The organism is Alicycliphilus sp. T452 (assembly GCF_054512775.1).
In genome coordinates this window covers 42,188-58,615 of record NZ_JBTNEH010000005.1, presented here as the reverse complement: position 1 = coordinate 58,615, position 16,428 = coordinate 42,188, and the positions used below count along the sequence as shown (strand labels likewise).

The window sequence follows — 16,428 nt, the reverse complement described above, 5'->3', positions numbered from 1 at the left end:
GTCTTCGGTAGCAGTGCTGCGCCAGGGTCCAAGTGTATGCCGGCCGCCGCGCATGAAACCGGGTTACATTCCGCAAGCCCCCCCCCAATCGACACCCACCCCATGCTGGACCGCATCACCGCCTCCCTGCCATCGCTGGCGCCCGCCGAGCAGCGCGTCGCCCAACTCGTGCTGGATGACCCGCGCGCCTTTGCCCGCCTGCCGGTGCGCGAGCTGGCCGCGCGCGCGCAGGTCAGCAAACCCACGGTGGTGCGCTTTTGCCGCAGCATGGGCTACGACGGGCTGGCGGACTTCAAGCTCAAGCTGGCCGGCAGCGTGAGCGAGGGCGTGCCCTTCATCCACCGCAGCGTGGACACCGACGACAAGACCAGCGACGTGCTGGTGAAGGTGGTGGACAACGCCGTGGCGGCATTCCTGCAATACCGCAACGCCGCCAGCACCAATGCCCTGGAACACGCGGCCGAGGCCATTGCCGCCACCTGGAAGACGGGCCGGCGCATAGAGTTCTACGGCGCGGGCAATTCCGGCATCGTGGCGCAGGACGCGCAGCACAAGTTCTTTCGCCTGGGGGTGACCAGCCTGAGCAGCAGCGACGGCCACATCCAGGTCATGAGCGCCACGCTGCTGGGCCCGGGCGACTGCGCGGTGATCATCAGCAACTCGGGCCGCACGCGCGACCTGATGGACGCGGCCGACATCGCGCGCAAGAACGGCGCCACGACGATCGCCATCACGGCCAGCGGCTCGCCCCTGGCCCACAGCTGCCGCATCCACCTCGCGGCCGACCACCCCGAGGGCTACGACCGCTACAGCCCCATGGTCTCGCGCCTGCTGCACCTGCTCATCATCGACGTGCTGGCCACCTGCGTGGCGCTGCGCATCGGCGAGCCGCTGCAGCCCGTGCTGCAGCAGATGAAGAACAACCTGCGCGCCAAGCGGTATGCGTGAACACCCCCCTGAGCGGCTGCGCCGCTTCCCCCCTCACTCTACGCGCTGCGCGCTACGGGAGGGGGGACGCCACCAGCGCGGCGGGGCGGCCCTTGCGCGGTGGCCCTGGGTTGGGGCGCGCCAGTTTCATGGGTCGCCGATAGGGCATACGCATGAAATAAAAATGATAGCTGCTAGCGCTTGAGGTACAAGCGCTGGAGCCCGATTCGACCCTTAACGCCCGTAGGTCGCCGTGAACGAGGCCTTGGCGATCGTGTTGGCGTTGACCATGAAGCCGGTCAGGGCCGCGGGCGCGTCGTCGGGCACCTCGATGCGCTCCACCGACAGCGCGTGCACCGTGAAGATGTAGCGGTGCGGCTTGTCGCCGGGCGGGGGGCAGACGCCGCCCCAGGCGTAGATGCCATAGTCGTTGCGGATCTGGCGCGCGCCCGCGGGCAGGTTCGCGCCGCCCTTGGCACCGGTGTCGGCCGCCAGCTCGGTCACGCCGGCGGGGATGTCGATCACGTACCAGTGCCAGAAGCCCGAGCCCGTGGGCGCGTCGGGGTCGTACACGTTCACGGCGAAGCTCCTGGTGCCCTCGGGCGCGCCGCTCCAGCGCAGCACGGGCGACTGGTTCTTGCCGCTGCAGCCAAAGCCGTCGAATTCGAAAACCTGGGCAATGGTGCTGCCGGCGGCGATGTCGGGGCTGGTGAGGGTGAAGGCGGTCATGCGCGATTACTCCTTTGCGTTGTTGGACACGAAGCCTCCAGTCTACGCGCGCCCGATGCGGCCTTCCTCTACGGCATGGCAGGCCACGCGCGCGCCGCCGTCGCCCAGCAGCAGCTGCGGGCGCTCGCTGCGGCAGCGCGCGTTGGCGAAGGGGCAGCGCGGGTTGAAGGCGCAGCCTGGCGGCGGGTCGAGCGGGTTGGGCACCTCGCCCTGCACGGGCGTGCGCGCGCGGCCGGTGTCGTGCATCTTGGGGATGGCGTCGAGCAGCATGCGCGTGTATGGGTGGCGCGGCTGGCTGAAGAGCCGCTGCTTGTCGGCCAGCTCCACCAGGCGGCCCAGGTACATCACGCCCACCTGGTCGCTCACGTGGCGCACCACGGCCAGGTTGTGGCTGATGAACAGGTAGGTCAGGCCCTGCTTCTTCTGCAGGTCCTTCATGATGTTGAGCACCTGGGCCTGCACCGAGACGTCCAGCGCGCTGGTGGGCTCGTCGCACACCAGGAACTCGGGCTCGGTGGCCAGCGCGCGCGCGATGGAGATGCGCTGGCGCTGCCCGCCCGAGAACTGGTGCGGGTACTTGGCCATGTCCTGCGGCGACAGGCCCACGGAGGTGAGCAGCGCGCCCACGCGGGCCTTGAGCGCGGCGGCCTCGGTGATCAGGCCATGCTCGCGCAGCGGCTCGGCGACGATGTCCTCTACCCGCCAGCGCGGGTTCAGGCTGGCGTAGGGGTCCTGGAAGATCATCTGGATGCGCCGGCGCATGGCGCGCGCGCCCTTGCCCTTGAACGCGGCGTGCGCATCCTGCCCGTCGAAGCTGAAGCCGCCGCGCGTGGGCTCGTACAGGCCCACGAGCAGGCGCGCCACCGTGCTCTTGCCGCAGCCCGATTCGCCCACCAGGGCCAGGGTCTTGCCCTTCTCGATCTCGAAGCTCACGCCGTCCACGGCGTGCAGCAGCTGGCGCGGCTTGCGCTCGATGACGCGGTTGAGCCAGGGGGCCGACACGTCGAAGGTGCGGGCCAGGTCGTGCGCCCGCACCAGGGGTTGCGCGGCGGCGTTCATGCGGCCTCCTTCTCTACAGCATGCAGCCAGCAGGCGGCCTGCGTGGCGCCTGCCGGCATCAGGTCGGGGCGCTCCTGGCGGCAGCGGTCGAAGACCTGCGGGCAGCGCGGGTTGAAGGCGCAACCCTTCGGGATGGCGTTCAGGCGCGGCATGGCGCCGTCGATCTGGTTCAGGCGCTCGCGGTCCTGCTCCATGTCGGGGATCGAGGCCATGAGGCCGGCCGTGTAGGGGTGCGCGGGGCGGTTGATGACCTCGTGCACGGGGCCGATCTCGGCCACGCGGCCCGCGTACATCACGGCCACGCGGTCGCAAGTCTCGGCGATCACGCCCATGTCGTGGGTGATCAGCATCACGGCCGCGCCGCGCGTCTTGCAGATGCTCTTGAGCAGCTGGATGATCTGCGCCTGTATGGACACGTCCAGCGCCGTGGTGGGCTCGTCGGCCACGATGAGCTGGGGCTCGGCCGCCAGCGCCAGGGCGATCACCACGCGCTGGCGCATGCCGCCCGAGAACTGGTGCGGGTAGTGGTCTATGCGCTGCTCGGCCGCGGGAATGCCCGTGTCCTTGAGCAGGTCGACGGCCCTCTGGCGCGCCTGCGCGGCCGGCATGGGCAGGTGGGTGAGGATGGTCTCCACCAGCTGCTGGCCCACGGTGTACAGCGGGTTCAGCGAGGTCAGCGGGTCCTGGAAGATGGCGCCGATCTTGCGGCCGCGGATGTGGCGCATCCGCTCGTGCGGCAGATCGTCGATGCGCTGGCCTTCGAGCCTGATCTGGCCCGCGGCGACGCGCCCCGGCGGCTCCAAGAGGCCGATGATGGACGCGCCCGTGAGCGACTTGCCCGCGCCGGATTCTCCCACCACGCCCAGGATCTCGCCCGGCGCGATGGAGAAGGACACGTCGTCAAGCGCGCGGAGCAGGCCGCGCCGGGTGGGGAATTCGACGACGAGGTTCTGGACTTCAAGCAAGGACATGGGCGGTCACCGCAGCCGTGGGTTCAGGGCGTCGCGCAGCCAGTCGCCCAGCAGGTTCACCGACAGCGCGATCAGCACCAGCATGACGCCGGGAAAGATGGTGATCCACCACTCGCCCGAGAACAGGTAGTCGTTGCCGATGCGGATCAGCGTGCCCAGCGACGGCGAGGTGGGCGGCGCGCCCACGCCGAGGAAGGACAGCGTGGCCTCGGTGATGATGGCCGTGGCCACCTGGATGGTCGCCAGCACCATCACCGGCCCCAGCACGTTGGGCAGCACGTGCTTGCGCATGATGCGCATGGGCGCCACGCCCGTCACGCGCGCGGCCTGCACGTACTCCTTGTTGCGCTCCACCAGCGTGGAGCCGCGCACGGTGCGCGCGTACTGCACCCAGCCCGTGAGCGAGATGGCCAGGATCAGCACGCCGAAGGCCAGCGACTCGGGCGCGTCGGGGAACACCGCGCGCGCCACGCCGGCGATCAGCAGCGCGATCAGGATGGCGGGGAACGACAGCATCACGTCGCACAGGCGCATCAGCACGCCGTCGACCCAGCCGCCGCGAAAGCCCGCCACCAGCCCCAGCGCCACGCCCAGCACCACCGACAGCAGCACCGACGCCAGCCCCACGATGAGCGAGATGCGCGCACCGTAGATCAGCGCCGAGAGGATGTCGCGCCCCTGGTCGTCGGTGCCCAGCACGTACTTCCAGCTGCCCTCCGCCATCCACACGGGCGGCAGACGCGAGTCGGACAGATCCAGCGTGCTCAGGTCGAACGGGTTGTGCGGCGCCACCCAGCCGGCAAACAGCGCGCAGAACGTGCACACCAGCGCGATCAGCGCCGCCAGAATGGCCACGGGCGAAGACCGGAAGCTGTGGGCCACGTCGCTGTCATACCAGCGCAAAAGGGTTTTCTGCATGGCTAGGAACGGATCGTTGCTTTCAAATCAATAGCTACAGGCGCCTGCTGGATGGACGTCACAGGCACTTTTCTTATAAACCGCATGCACAAGCCCCTCACTGCCCGCCCGCCAGCGGCATGGCCTGCTCCACCAGCCCCGCGTGCAGGGCCGCGCCCAGGGGCAGCACGTCGTCGTTGAAGTCGTAGAGGCTGTTGTGCAGCGTGCTGTTGCCCGCGCCCATGCCCTGGCCCAGGCGCAGGTAGGCGCCGGGCCTGGCCTGCAGCATGAAGGAGAAATCCTCCGCGCCCATGCTGGGCTCCAGGTCGCGGTCCACGTTGTCCTCGCCCACCAGGGCCGCGGCCACGTCGCCGGCGAAGCGCGCCTCGCCCGCGGTGTTGATGGTCGCCGGGTAGATGCGCTCGTAGCGCACCGTGACCGTGGCGCCGAACCCCAGGGCGATGGCGTTGCACAGGTCCTTGATGCGCTGCGCCACCATGTCCTGCACGGCCGGGTCGAACGCGCGCACCGTGCCCACCAGGGTGGCCTGGCCCGGCAGCACGCTGAAGGCGCCCAGGTCGCCGGCCTGCACGGCGCACAGGCTGATCACCGCGCTGTCCAGCGCGCGCACGTTGCGCGAGACGATGCCCTGCACCGCCGTGATGATGTGCCCGGCCACCAGGACCACGTCCACCGTCTGGTAGGGATGGGCGCCATGGCCGCCCCGGCCCGTGATCTCGATGGTGATGCGGTCGGCCGCGGCCATCATCGCGCCGTCGTTGATGCCCACCGTGCCCGGCTTCATGGCCGGCCAGTTGTGCATGGCGTACACCGCCTGCACGGGAAAGCGCTCGAACAGGCCGTCCTCGATCATCACGCGCGCGCCGCCCAGCCCCTCCTCGCCGGGCTGGAAGATCAGCACCGCCGTGCCGTCGAAGCGGCGCGTGGCCGCCAGGTAGCGCGCCGCGCCCACCAGCATGGCCGTGTGGCCGTCGTGCCCGCAGCCGTGCATCAGGCCGCTCTTGCAGGACTTCCAGGCGAAGTCGTTGTGCTCGGTCATGGGCAGCGCGTCCATGTCGGCGCGCAGGCCTATCATGCTGCCGCTGCCGCGCCCCTGGCCGCGGATCACGCCGACCACGCCCGTGCGGCCTATGCCCTCGTGCACCTCGTCCACACCGGCGGCGCGCAGCGCCTCACGCACGCGGGCGCTGGTGTAGACCTCCTCGAAGCCCAGTTCGGGATGGGCATGCAGGTCGCGCCGGAAGGCGGTGAGTTCGGGATGGAACTCAGCGATCTGGGCGAACGCACGGCCGCCCACCTTGAATTTCATCGGCTGCATATCAGTGTCCCCCTGCCTTGCCACCCACGCGCAGGCGCGGATCGACGGCGAAATACAGCAGATCCACCACCAGGTTGATGACCACGAAGATCAGCGCGATCAGGCACAGGTACGCAGCCATCACGGGAATGTCGGCGAAAGTCACGGCCTGGATGAACAGCAGCCCCATGCCGGGCCACTGGAACACCGTCTCGGTGATGATGGCGAACGCGATCAGGCCGCCGAGCTGCAGCCCCGTGATGGTCATCACCGGCACCAGCGTGTTCTTGAGCGCATGACCGAAGTGGATGGCCCGGTCCGTGAGACCGCGCGCGCGCGCGAACTTGATGTAGTCGGTGCGCAGCACCTCCAGCATCTCGGCGCGCACCAGGCGCATGATCAGCGTGAGCTGGAAAATGGCCAGCGTGATGGCCGGCAGCGTGATGTGGTGCCAGCCCTTGGCCGTGAGCAGCCCCGTGCTCCACCAGCCCAACTGCACCACCTCGCCGCGCCCGAAGCTCGGGAACCAGCCCAGCGTGACCGAGAACACCAGGATCAGCAGGATGCCGATCAGGAACGTGGGCAGCGACACGCCCAGCAGTGACAGCGTCATGAACAGTTGGCTCATGAGCGTGCCGCGCCTGAGCGCCGCGTACACGCCCATGGGCACGCCCACCACCAACGCGATGAAGGCCGCCACCAGCGACAGCTCCAGCGTGGCCGGAAAGCGCTCGGCGATCAGCCGCGACACCTTGGCGCCCTGGCGCAGGCTGATGCCGAACTCGCCCTGCGCGGCATTCACCAGGAAATGCCAGAACTGGACGACGAAGGGCTTGTCCAGCCCCAGCGCGGCGCGCATCTCGGCCACCTGCTGGGGCGTGGCGTCCTGCCCCAGCAGGATGGCCACCGGGTCGCCGACGAACTGAAACAGCATGAAGGCGATGAAGGCCACTGTGATCATCACGATCAGGGCCTGTACGAGTCGGCGCAGTATGAAGGCAAGCATTGTCGGAACGGCGCGGTAGTTCGAGGCATGCTACACCAGCGCAATGGGCGCAAATGCGGCCGCCATGGACGGGATCGAGGCGCAAAGCCGCATCGGAAATCTCGGCAAAGCAGACCCAGCGACTATGTGGCCCGGACGCGATGCCCGCGCGGGGGGAAACCCTGGAGCGGCCCATCGCCCCGCCTTTGCATCGCGCCGGAATGAAAAAACCTCCCGAAGGAGGTTTTGCGCCGCGGCGAAGGCAGGCGTCAGAAGCGATGGCGCAGGCCCACGGTGAAACCGGTGCGGTTGCGGGCATTGCTGGCCGAGTCGAGCACGATCGCGTTGCCGCCGCTGATGCGCGTGTGGTCCACGCCGAAGTAGGCATCAGTGCGCTTGCTGAAGGCGTAGTCCGCGACGGCCACCAGGAAGTCGGCATTGCCGTTGGACAGGCCCGTGGTCGAGCCCGACTGCTTGCCTCGGAAGTAGTGCGCGCCCAGATTGAGCTGGGTCGTCATTTGATAGCCCACGCCCACCTTGAACAGCTGGCGCTTGTTGGCATCGCCCGGCTGGAAGCCGCCATTGGTCTGCCCGGACCAGAACTGGCCCAGGATGGCGCCGTCCACCCCATTGCGCAAGGCCACGAGCGGGCTGGTCACCGCGGCGAATTTGGCCTTGTTCAGGCCGTAGCCCGCGGTGAGGTACCAGGGCCCCGTGCGGTACGAACCGCCCAGCTTCCATGCATCGACGTCGGTGCCGCCGGGCAAGGTCGTGCGCAGATACCCGCCGCCCACGGCCGCGCCGGCCGCGGAAAAGCGCAGATAGCCACCCGCGGTCTTCCACGCGCCGCCATTGAGCGTGCCGGCCACATAGGCCGGAATCTGGGCCGCAGAGCCCGGGAAACCGGGATTGCCGGTCGCAGTGTTGTTCTCGTCGAACGAATACTGCAGCGCACCCACCCAGCGGCGGTCCGGCGTGGCGAACATGTATTTGAGCATGTTGCTGGTGCGCGCCCCCATGGCCATGCCCAGTTCGGGCTTGTAGGCCTCCATGTAGGGCGAATAGGGGAACGAGGCGTATGTGCTGGTCACCACGTCGAACAGCACATTCCACTGGCGGCCCGCCGTCAGGCGGCCATAGGGGCCTTGCAAGCCCACGTGGGCCAGTTGGAAGTACGGCGCATTGACGGCGGGAGTACCCGAATCGGCGTCGAAACGGTTTTCCAGCACCACCAGGGCCTTGCTGCCGCCGCCCAGGTCTTCCTCCACATTGATGCCCCAGCGGCTTTGCGACATGCCGCCGCCGATCATCTTCGTCAAGCCAGCCTGGGTCGGGCCCTCCTTGTTGGTATGGCGCACGGCCACATCCACGATGCCCCACAGCTGCACCTTGCTAGTGCTGGCTGCCTGGGCCATCGCTGCCCCCGCACCACACAGGGCCAGCGTGGCCAGGACGATGTTTTTCTTTGCAAACAGACGCATGGCTTCTCTCGCTCTCTCTCGGAAGTATCAGAAGGTTTCATTCTAGGAAACACCCCGCCAGAACCAGCCAGCTATCGCATCGGCTCCACAGGCGTTTACCCTAGGTTGGTGTTGCCCAGGCGACGCTCGTCGCCTTGGAGTGAAATAGGCGAAAAAAAAACCGCCACCCGAAGGTGGCGGTTTTTTTCATCTTTTATCCAACTGGCTTAAGCCAGCCCGATATTAGAAGGCGTGGCGGATACCCAGCTGCATGCCGGTCTGGTTGTTGCCAGCACCGGGGCCGCCTGCGGTCACGCCCAAAGCGTTCAGACCCAAAGCGGAAGCGTCCTTGTTCTTCATGTAAGCCACGGTACCATACAGAGCGGTGCGCTTGGACAGGTTATGCACATAGCCCAGGGACAGGTGGTGAGCCTTGGAGTCAATGGCCTTTTGGTCGTACATGGCGTACTGTGCCTTGACTTCGCCAGCGCCGACAGGTGCAGTCACACCCAAAGCGTACGCGTTGTACTTGTTGCTAACAGAACCGGTCTTCAGCTTGGTTTGCTGCACAAGGCCCACCAGCTTAGCCACCTTCAGGTCGTAGGATGCGCCGAGGGTCATCTTGTCTTGGTCGGTTGCACCGGCGGCATTCACATTGCGGCGCTCAAAGCCCAGGGCTGCACTCAGGGGGCCGTTGTCGTAGGCACCGTAAACACCTACGTAACGACCTTCCTTGCCCGTGGTCTTTTCATCAAAACCGTAGCCCAGACCACCGGTGAAACCACTCATGTTTGGCGAGTAGTAGCTGACGATGTTGCTCTGGCGAACGGCGGAAGCGTCTGCCGTGGTGGAGCCGCCCCAGTTCCGGAGCAGGGACTCATTGCGACCAATACCGACCTGGCCAAACAAGTCGTACTTGACGAAGGGACGGTAGGTGGGCGTCAGCTCACGACCCAGGCGCACTTCACCGAAGTTTCCGCTCAGGCGCACCGTGGATTCGCGCAGGAAGTTGAAGCCGGCGGGGTTGCCAGCGTCGTTGACCAGTTCGCCTTCCAGCCAGAAGCCTGCCTTCAGGCCACCGCCCAGGTCTTCCGTACCACGGAAACCCAGACGGCTGGTGGCATTACCGCTGGTACCAACGCCGTATACGCTCTTGTTGGCAGCGCCGCTGTGGTTCACATAGCCGACGTTAGCGTCAACGATACCAAACAGCGTCACGGAAGACTGAGCCATTGCGGCGCTGGAAGCGGCCAGTACTGCCAAGGCGATTAGGGATTTTTTCATTACGAGTTACTCCAAGGTTAAACAGAGGGCACCGGATCGTAAGGGTCTGGGAAGGTATTACCTACACCCGGCCACCGGCGCCCCGGGCCAACCTCCTGGTGGGGAAGTTAGTCTTATTGCAACAGAGGGCGTAAGGATGCGCAAAGGAATTCCCCCACTAATCACCGAAAAGTCAGGCAAATGCAGTTTTTCGTTGCAGTCCAGCAACACCCGCCATACGCATCCAAACCTCGGCTGAAATCGCCTCCGGCCAAGGGTCAAGCCTGGGCATTGGGGCTTCAGACCTCGACGATCTCAAACCCCGTGGTGATCTGTGCCGTCTTGGCCAGCATGATGCTGGCGGAGCAGTATTTCTCGTGGCTCATGGCGATGGCGCGCTCGACGGCGCTGGCCGGTATGCCGCGGCCGGTGACGGTGAACTGCATGTGGATTTTGGTGAAGACCTTGGGTTCGGTCTGCGCACGCTCGGACGTGAGCTTCACGCTGCAGCCGCGCACGTCGTGGCGCCCACGCTTCAAGATCAGCACCACGTCGTAGGCGGTGCAGCCGCCGGTGCCGGCGAGCACCGCCTCCATGGGGCGCGGCGCCAGGTTCTGGCCGCCGTTTTCGGGGCGGTCGGCGTCCGGCGCGCCGTCCATGGCCAGAACATGGCCGCTGCCGGTTTCGGCGATAAAGCCCATGCCGGATTTGGTGCCGGCGTTGCCAGTCCAGCTGACAGTGCATTCCATGTTGCGTTTCTCCAACAATTAGGGGGAACCCTTAATAAAATACGGATATTGCTGCATTGCAAAACTTCTCAGGCATACAATACAGCCATGCGTTACCCGCTACGCACTGCAAGCACAGCGGGATTCGCACCGATTGTCTCCTCCATCTCCTCAAAGGATGGATTCAGCCCCAGGCCTTACCGCCCGGGGCTTTTTTTTGTCTTGCGCAGGCCTGATTGGCCGGGCACCTATGATGACGCCCCGGCCGCACGCATGCGGACGCGCCGCATGATTGCACCATGACTCAGCCCCTGACCCCCTTCGATTACCTGACCAAGATCCTCACGGCGCGCGTCTACGACGTGGCCGTCGAGTCCGACCTGCAGCCCGCCCGGGCGCTGTCGCGCCGCCTGCACAACAAGGTGCTGCTCAAGCGCGAGGACCAGCAGCCGGTGTTCAGCTTCAAGCTGCGTGGCGCCTACAACAAGATGGCGCAGCTGCCCGCCGACCAGTTGGCCAAGGGGGTGATCTGCGCCTCGGCCGGCAACCACGCCCAGGGCGTGGCCATGAGCGCGGCCAAGCTGGGTACGCGCGCCGTGATCGTCATGCCGACCACCACGCCCCAAGTGAAGGTGGACGCGGTCAAGACCCTGGGCGGCGAGGTGGTGCTCGCCGGCGACAGCTATTCCGACGCCTACGAGCATTCCCTGCGGCTGCAGCAGGAGCAGGGCCTGACCTTCGTCCATCCCTTCGACGACCCCGACGTGATCGCCGGCCAGGGCACGATCGCCATGGAAATGCTGCGTCAGCTGCAGGCACTGGGCAGCCACCGGCTTGATGCCGTGTTCGTGCCCATCGGCGGCGGCGGGCTGATTGCCGGCGTGGCCAACTACCTGAAGGCGGTGAGCCCGCAGACCAAGGTCATCGGCGTGCAGATGAACGACTCGGACGCTATGGCCCAATCCGCACGCCAGCATGCGCGCGTGCAACTGAGCGACGTGGGCCTGTTCGCCGACGGCACGGCGGTGAAGCTGGTGGGCGAGGAGACCTTCCGCGTGGCGCACGACCTGGTGGACGACTACGTGATCGTGGACACCGACGCCGTCTGCGCCGCCATCAAGGACGTGTTCGTCGACACGCGCAGCATCGTCGAGCCCTCGGGCGCTTTAGGCGTGGCGGCCATGAAGCAGTACGTGGCGCGGCACAAGACCAAGGGCGAGACCTACGCCACGATTCTGAGCGGCGCGAACATGAACTTCGACCGCCTGCGCTTCGTGGCCGAGCGCGCCGACGTGGGCGAGGAACGCGAGGCGCTGTTCGCCGTCACCATCCCCGAGGAGCGCGGCAGCTTCAAGCGCTTTTGCCAGGTGGTGGGGGCGCTGCCCGGCGGGCCGCGCAACGTGACCGAGTTCAACTACCGCATCAGCCACGAGACGCGCGCCCACGTGTTCGTGGGCCTGTCCACGCACGGGCGCGGCGAGTCGGAAAAGATCGCCAAGAACTTCCTCAAGCACGGCTTCGAATCGCTGGACCTGACGCACGACGAACTCGCCAAGGAGCATCTGCGCCACTTGGTAGGCGGGCGCTCGGCCCTGGCGCGCGACGAGCGCCTGATGCGCTTCACCTTCCCCGAGCGCCCCGGGGCGCTGTTCAAGTTCCTGAGCCTGATGCAGCCCACCTGGAACATCTCGCTGTTCCACTACCGCAACCAGGGCGCGGACTATGGCCGCATCCTCGTGGGAATGCAGGTGCCCGCGGAAGATGCGGCCGCGTTCGACGCCTTCCTGCAACAGCTGGACTACCCCTACGTGGAAGAGACGCAGAACCCGGCCTACCGCCTGTTCCTGCAGGCCAACGGTTCTTGAGGGAAAAACGGCTCCAGCGCCCGCCCATGAAGCGCCAGGAGCTATTGATTAAATAGCAAACGATGCAAGCCCTGCGTCACTACCTGCTGGCCGTGCAGTTCTTCACCCGCCTGCCCGTCACGGGCCGGCTGGCCGCGTGGGTGGGCTACAGCCCCGCCATGCTGCGCGCCAGCAGCGCACATTTCCCCGGCGTGGGCTGGCTGGTGGCGGCGGTGGCCATCGCTATATATGCGGCGCTGTGGCAAGCGCTGGGTGGCCCGCAGGGCGGATCACAGGGTTTTGTGCCCCTGGTGGCGGCCGTGGGCAGCACCATCGCCACGGTGCTGGTCACCGGCGGTTTCCACGAGGACGGCCTTGCCGACGTGGCCGACGGCCTGGGCGGCGCCTACCGGCGCGAGCGCGCGCTGGAAATCATGAAGGACTCGCGCATAGGCGCCTTCGGCGCCATGGCCCTGGTGCTGGCCCTTGCCGCCAAGCTGGCGCTGCTGGCGCACCTGGGCAGCCTGGGCCTTACCTGCGTGCTGGCCGCGCTGGCGGGCGGGCATGTGCTCTCGCGCCTGTGGCCGCTCGCCGTGGTGCGCGCCCTGCCCCATGTGGGCGACACGGCCACGTCCAAGAGCAAGCCGTTGGCGGACCAGATCACGGGCGCCGCGCTGGCGGCCGCTGCCCTGTGGTGTTTTCTGCCGCTGGCGCTGGTGTGGCAAGCGCTTGGCGCTCATGTTCTGATAGCAGCAGTGCTGGCCAGCGCGCTGGGCGCGGCCTGGACGCTGTGGCGCTTCGCGCGGCGCCTGCAGGGCTTCACGGGCGACTGCCTGGGCGCCACGCAGCAGGTGGCGGAGATCGGTTTCTACCTGGGTGCGGCCATCGCCCTGGCCCGATGAGCACGCTGTGGCTGGTGCGCCATGCCCGCCCGCTGGCGGCCCCGGGCCTGTGCTATGGCCGGCTGGACGTGCCGGCCGACACCCAGGCCAGCCGCGCGGCCGCCCAGGCTCTGGCGCGGGCGCTGCCGCCCAAAGTAACCGCCGTGCGCCATTCACCGCTACAAAGATGCGAGCTGCTGGCGCTTGAACTGCGGGCGTTGCGGGCCGATTTGGCATCAAATCCCGATCCACGCATCCTGGAGATGGACTTCGGCGGCTGGGAAGGCCGCGCCTGGAACGCGCTGCCCCAGGCCGACATCGCCGCCTGGGCCGCAGACCTGGGCGGCCACGCGCCCGGCGGCGGCGAGCCGCTGGCGGCCATGCTGGCCCGCGTGGCGCAGGCCCTGCGCGATGCAGCGGCCAGCGCCCGGCCCCGGGGCGGCGACGTGGTCTGGATCACCCATGCCGGCGTGGCGCGCTGCGTGCAGTGGCTGCAGGCCCATGGCACGGCGCGCGCGCCGCAATCCCACGAATGGCCCGAGGCGGCGCCCGGCTTCGGCGCCTGGGTGCAGGTGGCTCTTTAGCTAGCCACCCTTGGGGCGCGGCATTTCCAGCGTCAGCGTGGTGGCGCCATCCACCGAGGCGCCCAGCCGCGCCTCGCGCCGCGAGAGCGACTGCAGCACCAGGCCCGGCTCCACGCTCGCGCCCACGCGGTAGGGCCTGGCCGGCTTGCCATCCACCGCGATCAGCGCGGCGCCATCGCCGCTGGCGGTGCCGGCCAGCAGGCCCAGCAACACGAAGCGGCTGGCGGCCGCCGGGGCCTCGGGGGCGCTTGCGGCCTGTGCGCCGAGCAGCCGCGCCAGGGCCTGCGCGTCGGCCGCGACCGGCTCGGGCGCGGCGGCTGCCGGTGCCGGGCCCGCCGCGCGCCCGGACAGCTGCAACCCCCAATAGACCGCGCTGGCGCCGGCCAGCGCCCAAAGCGCCAGGGTGGCAAGGCGCGGGGCCCAGCGGTGGTAGGAAGGTGTCGCCATGGCAGGATTATGATTGACGGAGTTTCCATTTCCTTCCCGAAGTCACTGCGCCGTGCCGTCTGCCTCCAACCCATCTCTCGCACAACGCGCCCGCCGCCGGATGGCCGCGGGCTTCACCCTGATCGAGCTCATGGTGGTGCTGGTGATCATCGGCGTGCTGGCCGCACTCATCGTGCCCAACGTGCTCGACCGCGCCGACGACGCGCGCGTCACCGCCGCGCGCACCGACATCGCCAACCTCTCCCAGGCGCTCAAGCTCTACCGCCTGGACAACCAGCGCTACCCCACGGCCGAGCAGGGCCTGCAGGCGCTGATCGCCAGGCCCGCGACGGCGCCGGTCCCCAACAACTGGCGGCCGTACCTGGAAAAGCTGCCCAACGACCCCTGGGGCCACCCCTACCAGTACCTGAACCCCGGCATCAAGGGCGAAGTGGACGTGATGTCCTTCGGCGCCGACGGCCAGTCCGGCGGCGAGGGCAAGAACGCCGACATTGGCAGCTGGCAGTAATTCCCACCCGACCATGAAAGCCCGTGGCTTCACCTTGCTGGAGCTGCTGGTGGTGATTGCCATCATGGCCCTGGCCACCGCCGGAGTGGGCCTGGCCCTGCGCGACAGCAGCGCCACGCAGCTGCAGCGCGAGGGCGAGCGGCTGGCGGTGCTGCTGGAGTCGGCGCGCGCGCAGTCGCGCGCCTCGGGCGCAGCCGTGCGCTGGCGCGCCGATGCCCAGGGCTTTCACTTCGAGGGCCTGCCCGCGGCAGCCAGGCTGCCCGGCCATTGGCTCGACGGCGGCACCTCCGTGCGCGGGCCGGGCGAGCTGTGGCTCGGGCCCGAGCCGCTCATCGGAGCGCAGCAGGTGGTGATCGTGAACCAGTCCCACCCGGGCCGCGCGGTGCGCGTGGCCACCGACGGGCTGCGGCCCTTTGCCGCGCAGGCGCTGTAAGAACCTGTTCATGGTCTTTTCATGGGGTACGCATGGCAGCAAACCGTCACGATCTAGGCGCCCGCCGCAGCCCATGCTGGCGGCCTGGGCAAGGGGGGCAACGACAAGCGTGGTGGTTTGCTGCCATGCCCGAAGGGTTGCCCTGCAAAAGCAGCGTCTGCGGCGTTGCAAATCCTCGCCGGGCCACCAGCCCGGCTGCGGTTTGCGCCTTGCATCCACTGCTTTTGCAGGGCAACGTACCCCATGAAAAGACCATGAACAGGTTCTAATGAACATGCGCGCAAGGCACGCGGGGTTCACACTGGTGGAGGTGCTGGTGGCGCTGGCCATCGTGGCCATCGCCCTCATGGCGGGGCTGCAGGCCACGTCGGCCCTGACGCGCAATGCCGCGCGCCAGACCGACGTGGTGCTGGCCCATATGTGCGCCGAGAACGAGCTCGTGAAGGTGCGCCTGTCGCGCCAGATGCCCTCCATCGGCAACGCCCGCGCGGCCTGCGAGCAGGCGGGGCGCAGCTACGAGGTCGCGGTGACGGTCTCGCCCACGCCCAACCCACAGTTCCGCCGCGTGGACGCGCAGGTGTTCGACGCGCAGTTGCCGGTATTGCGCCTTTCGACCATTGTGGGACGGTATTGAAGTGAGACACCCTCCCAAGCGGCTGCGCGGTTTCACCCTGGTCGAACTGCTGGTGGCCATCGCCGTGATGGCCCTGCTGGCCATCGTGAGCTGGCGCGGCCTGGACGGCATGGTGCGCTCGCAGGAGCAGACGCGCGAGCGCGCCGACGCCGTGCTGGTGCTGCAGACCGTGATGGACCAATGGGGCGCCGACCTCGACGCGCTGCAGGCCATTGACCATACCGAGCCCATCGCCTGGGACGGCCAGGTGCTGCGCCTCACGCGCCGCGGCATGCGCCAGCCCGACGAGGGCGCCGTCGTGGTCGCCTGGGCGCTGCGCGGCGTGGACGGCACGGCCCACTGGCTGCGCTGGCAGTCCGCTCCCGTACGCACGCGCGCCGAATGGTCCGACGCCTGGGACCGCGCCGCCCGGTGGGCGCGCACGCCCGCCGAGGCCGAACGCCGGCAGGAGGCCGTGCTCATGCCCCTCGCGGGCTGGCAGCTGTTCTTCTACCGCGGCGGCGCCTGGGCCAACGCCCTGTCCACCAACACGGCCGGAAGCCTGCCGCAATCCCCGGGAGGGCTGAGCAGCGCCGCCGCCAGCATCCCCGAGGGCGTGCGCCTGCAGCTCACGCTGCCGCCGGGCGGCGCACTCGCCGGCGTGATCACGCGCGACTGGGCCAACCCCCTGCTGGGCGGAGGCAAGTCATGAAATATTCATGTCAGCTGTCCAGTGCACTGCGCACCGCCCTCGGCATACGCAACTGGCGCGCGCCAGGCG

Annotated in this window: 18 protein-coding genes; 8 read left to right on the top strand and 10 right to left on the bottom strand. The window is 68.0% G+C overall.

The window, feature by feature from the left end:
• The first annotated feature begins 102 nt into the window (after positions 1-102).
• Positions 103-948 carry a MurR/RpiR family transcriptional regulator gene (locus tag ACX12L_RS05905; RefSeq protein ID WP_459261758.1) on the top strand — a complete coding sequence of 282 codons (846 nt, stop codon included), beginning with the start codon at positions 103-105 and terminating at the stop codon, positions 946-948.
• A 213-nt stretch (positions 949-1,161) separates the two neighbouring features.
• Here ACX12L_RS05905 and ACX12L_RS05900 read toward each other — a convergent pair whose 3' ends face one another.
• The 9 genes from ACX12L_RS05900 to ACX12L_RS05860 all read right to left on the bottom strand — a co-directional run bounded on the left by ACX12L_RS05900 (position 1,162) and on the right by ACX12L_RS05860 (position 10,358).
• On the bottom strand, positions 1,162-1,656 hold the full coding sequence (locus tag ACX12L_RS05900; protein WP_459261757.1) for a YbhB/YbcL family Raf kinase inhibitor-like protein: 495 nt from the start codon (positions 1,654-1,656) through the stop codon (positions 1,162-1,164).
• 42 nt (positions 1,657-1,698) lie between these two features.
• Complete coding sequence (locus ACX12L_RS05895) at positions 1,699-2,715, bottom strand: ABC transporter ATP-binding protein (RefSeq protein ID WP_459261756.1); 1,017 nt, start codon at positions 2,713-2,715, stop codon at positions 1,699-1,701.
• Positions 2,712-3,686: an ABC transporter ATP-binding protein gene (locus ACX12L_RS05890; protein ID WP_459261755.1), complete on the bottom strand. Its 975-nt coding sequence runs from the start codon at positions 3,684-3,686 to the stop codon at positions 2,712-2,714. Before ACX12L_RS05890 ends, ACX12L_RS05895 begins: the two co-directional genes overlap by 4 nt.
• A gap of 6 nt (positions 3,687-3,692) precedes the next feature.
• The gene (locus ACX12L_RS05885) at positions 3,693-4,604 is read right to left on the bottom strand and encodes an ABC transporter permease (RefSeq protein ID WP_459261754.1); all 912 of its coding nucleotides are present in this window, start codon (positions 4,602-4,604) and stop codon (positions 3,693-3,695) included.
• Between the two features lie 97 nt (positions 4,605-4,701).
• The gene (locus ACX12L_RS05880) at positions 4,702-5,922 is read right to left on the bottom strand and encodes a M20 aminoacylase family protein (RefSeq protein WP_459261753.1); all 1,221 of its coding nucleotides are present in this window, start codon (positions 5,920-5,922) and stop codon (positions 4,702-4,704) included.
• 1 nt (position 5,923) lies between these two features.
• Positions 5,924-6,907, bottom strand: a complete 984-nt coding sequence (locus ACX12L_RS05875) for an ABC transporter permease (RefSeq protein ID WP_459261752.1) — start codon at positions 6,905-6,907, stop codon at positions 5,924-5,926.
• Between the two features lie 248 nt (positions 6,908-7,155).
• On the bottom strand, positions 7,156-8,367 hold the full coding sequence (locus ACX12L_RS05870; protein WP_459261751.1) for a porin: 1,212 nt from the start codon (positions 8,365-8,367) through the stop codon (positions 7,156-7,158).
• A 222-nt stretch (positions 8,368-8,589) separates the two neighbouring features.
• A complete protein-coding gene (locus ACX12L_RS05865; protein WP_459261750.1) occupies positions 8,590-9,630 on the bottom strand; it encodes a porin in 1,041 nt (346 codons plus the stop codon).
• A gap of 278 nt (positions 9,631-9,908) precedes the next feature.
• The gene (locus ACX12L_RS05860) at positions 9,909-10,358 is read right to left on the bottom strand and encodes an OsmC family protein (protein WP_459261749.1); all 450 of its coding nucleotides are present in this window, start codon (positions 10,356-10,358) and stop codon (positions 9,909-9,911) included.
• 278 nt (positions 10,359-10,636) lie between these two features.
• On the opposite strand from ACX12L_RS05860, the gene ilvA reads away from it, so the two are divergent.
• The 3 genes from ilvA to ACX12L_RS05845 all read left to right on the top strand — a co-directional run bounded on the left by ilvA (position 10,637) and on the right by ACX12L_RS05845 (position 13,646).
• Positions 10,637-12,202: a threonine ammonia-lyase, biosynthetic gene (gene ilvA / locus ACX12L_RS05855; protein ID WP_459261748.1), complete on the top strand. Its 1,566-nt coding sequence runs from the start codon at positions 10,637-10,639 to the stop codon at positions 12,200-12,202.
• A gap of 62 nt (positions 12,203-12,264) precedes the next feature.
• Complete coding sequence (locus tag ACX12L_RS05850; RefSeq protein WP_459261747.1) at positions 12,265-13,083, top strand: adenosylcobinamide-GDP ribazoletransferase; 819 nt, start codon at positions 12,265-12,267, stop codon at positions 13,081-13,083.
• Complete coding sequence (locus tag ACX12L_RS05845; protein WP_459261746.1) at positions 13,080-13,646, top strand: histidine phosphatase family protein; 567 nt, start codon at positions 13,080-13,082, stop codon at positions 13,644-13,646. Before ACX12L_RS05850 ends, ACX12L_RS05845 begins: the two co-directional genes overlap by 4 nt.
• On the opposite strand, the gene ACX12L_RS05840 is transcribed toward ACX12L_RS05845, so the two are convergent.
• Positions 13,647-14,093, bottom strand: coding sequence for a type II secretion system protein N (locus tag ACX12L_RS05840; RefSeq protein ID WP_459261745.1), 447 nt, complete (start codon positions 14,091-14,093; stop codon positions 13,647-13,649). It abuts the gene before it with no gap.
• Positions 14,094-14,193: 100 nt separating this feature from the next.
• On the opposite strand from ACX12L_RS05840, the gene gspG reads away from it, so the two are divergent.
• The 4 genes from gspG (at position 14,194) to ACX12L_RS05820 (ending at position 16,359) form a co-directional block, all read left to right on the top strand.
• Entirely contained in the window at positions 14,194-14,601 is a 408-nt protein-coding gene (gspG, locus tag ACX12L_RS05835; RefSeq protein ID WP_013517693.1) for a type II secretion system major pseudopilin GspG, read from the top strand.
• 13 nt (positions 14,602-14,614) lie between these two features.
• The gene (locus ACX12L_RS05830) at positions 14,615-15,034 is read left to right on the top strand and encodes a prepilin-type N-terminal cleavage/methylation domain-containing protein (protein WP_459261744.1); all 420 of its coding nucleotides are present in this window, start codon (positions 14,615-14,617) and stop codon (positions 15,032-15,034) included.
• A gap of 268 nt (positions 15,035-15,302) precedes the next feature.
• The gene (gene gspI, locus ACX12L_RS05825) at positions 15,303-15,668 is read left to right on the top strand and encodes a type II secretion system minor pseudopilin GspI (RefSeq protein ID WP_459261743.1); all 366 of its coding nucleotides are present in this window, start codon (positions 15,303-15,305) and stop codon (positions 15,666-15,668) included.
• A 1-nt stretch (position 15,669) separates the two neighbouring features.
• Complete coding sequence (locus ACX12L_RS05820; RefSeq protein WP_459261742.1) at positions 15,670-16,359, top strand: PulJ/GspJ family protein; 690 nt, start codon at positions 15,670-15,672, stop codon at positions 16,357-16,359.
• Positions 16,360-16,428: the final 69 nt, after the last annotated feature.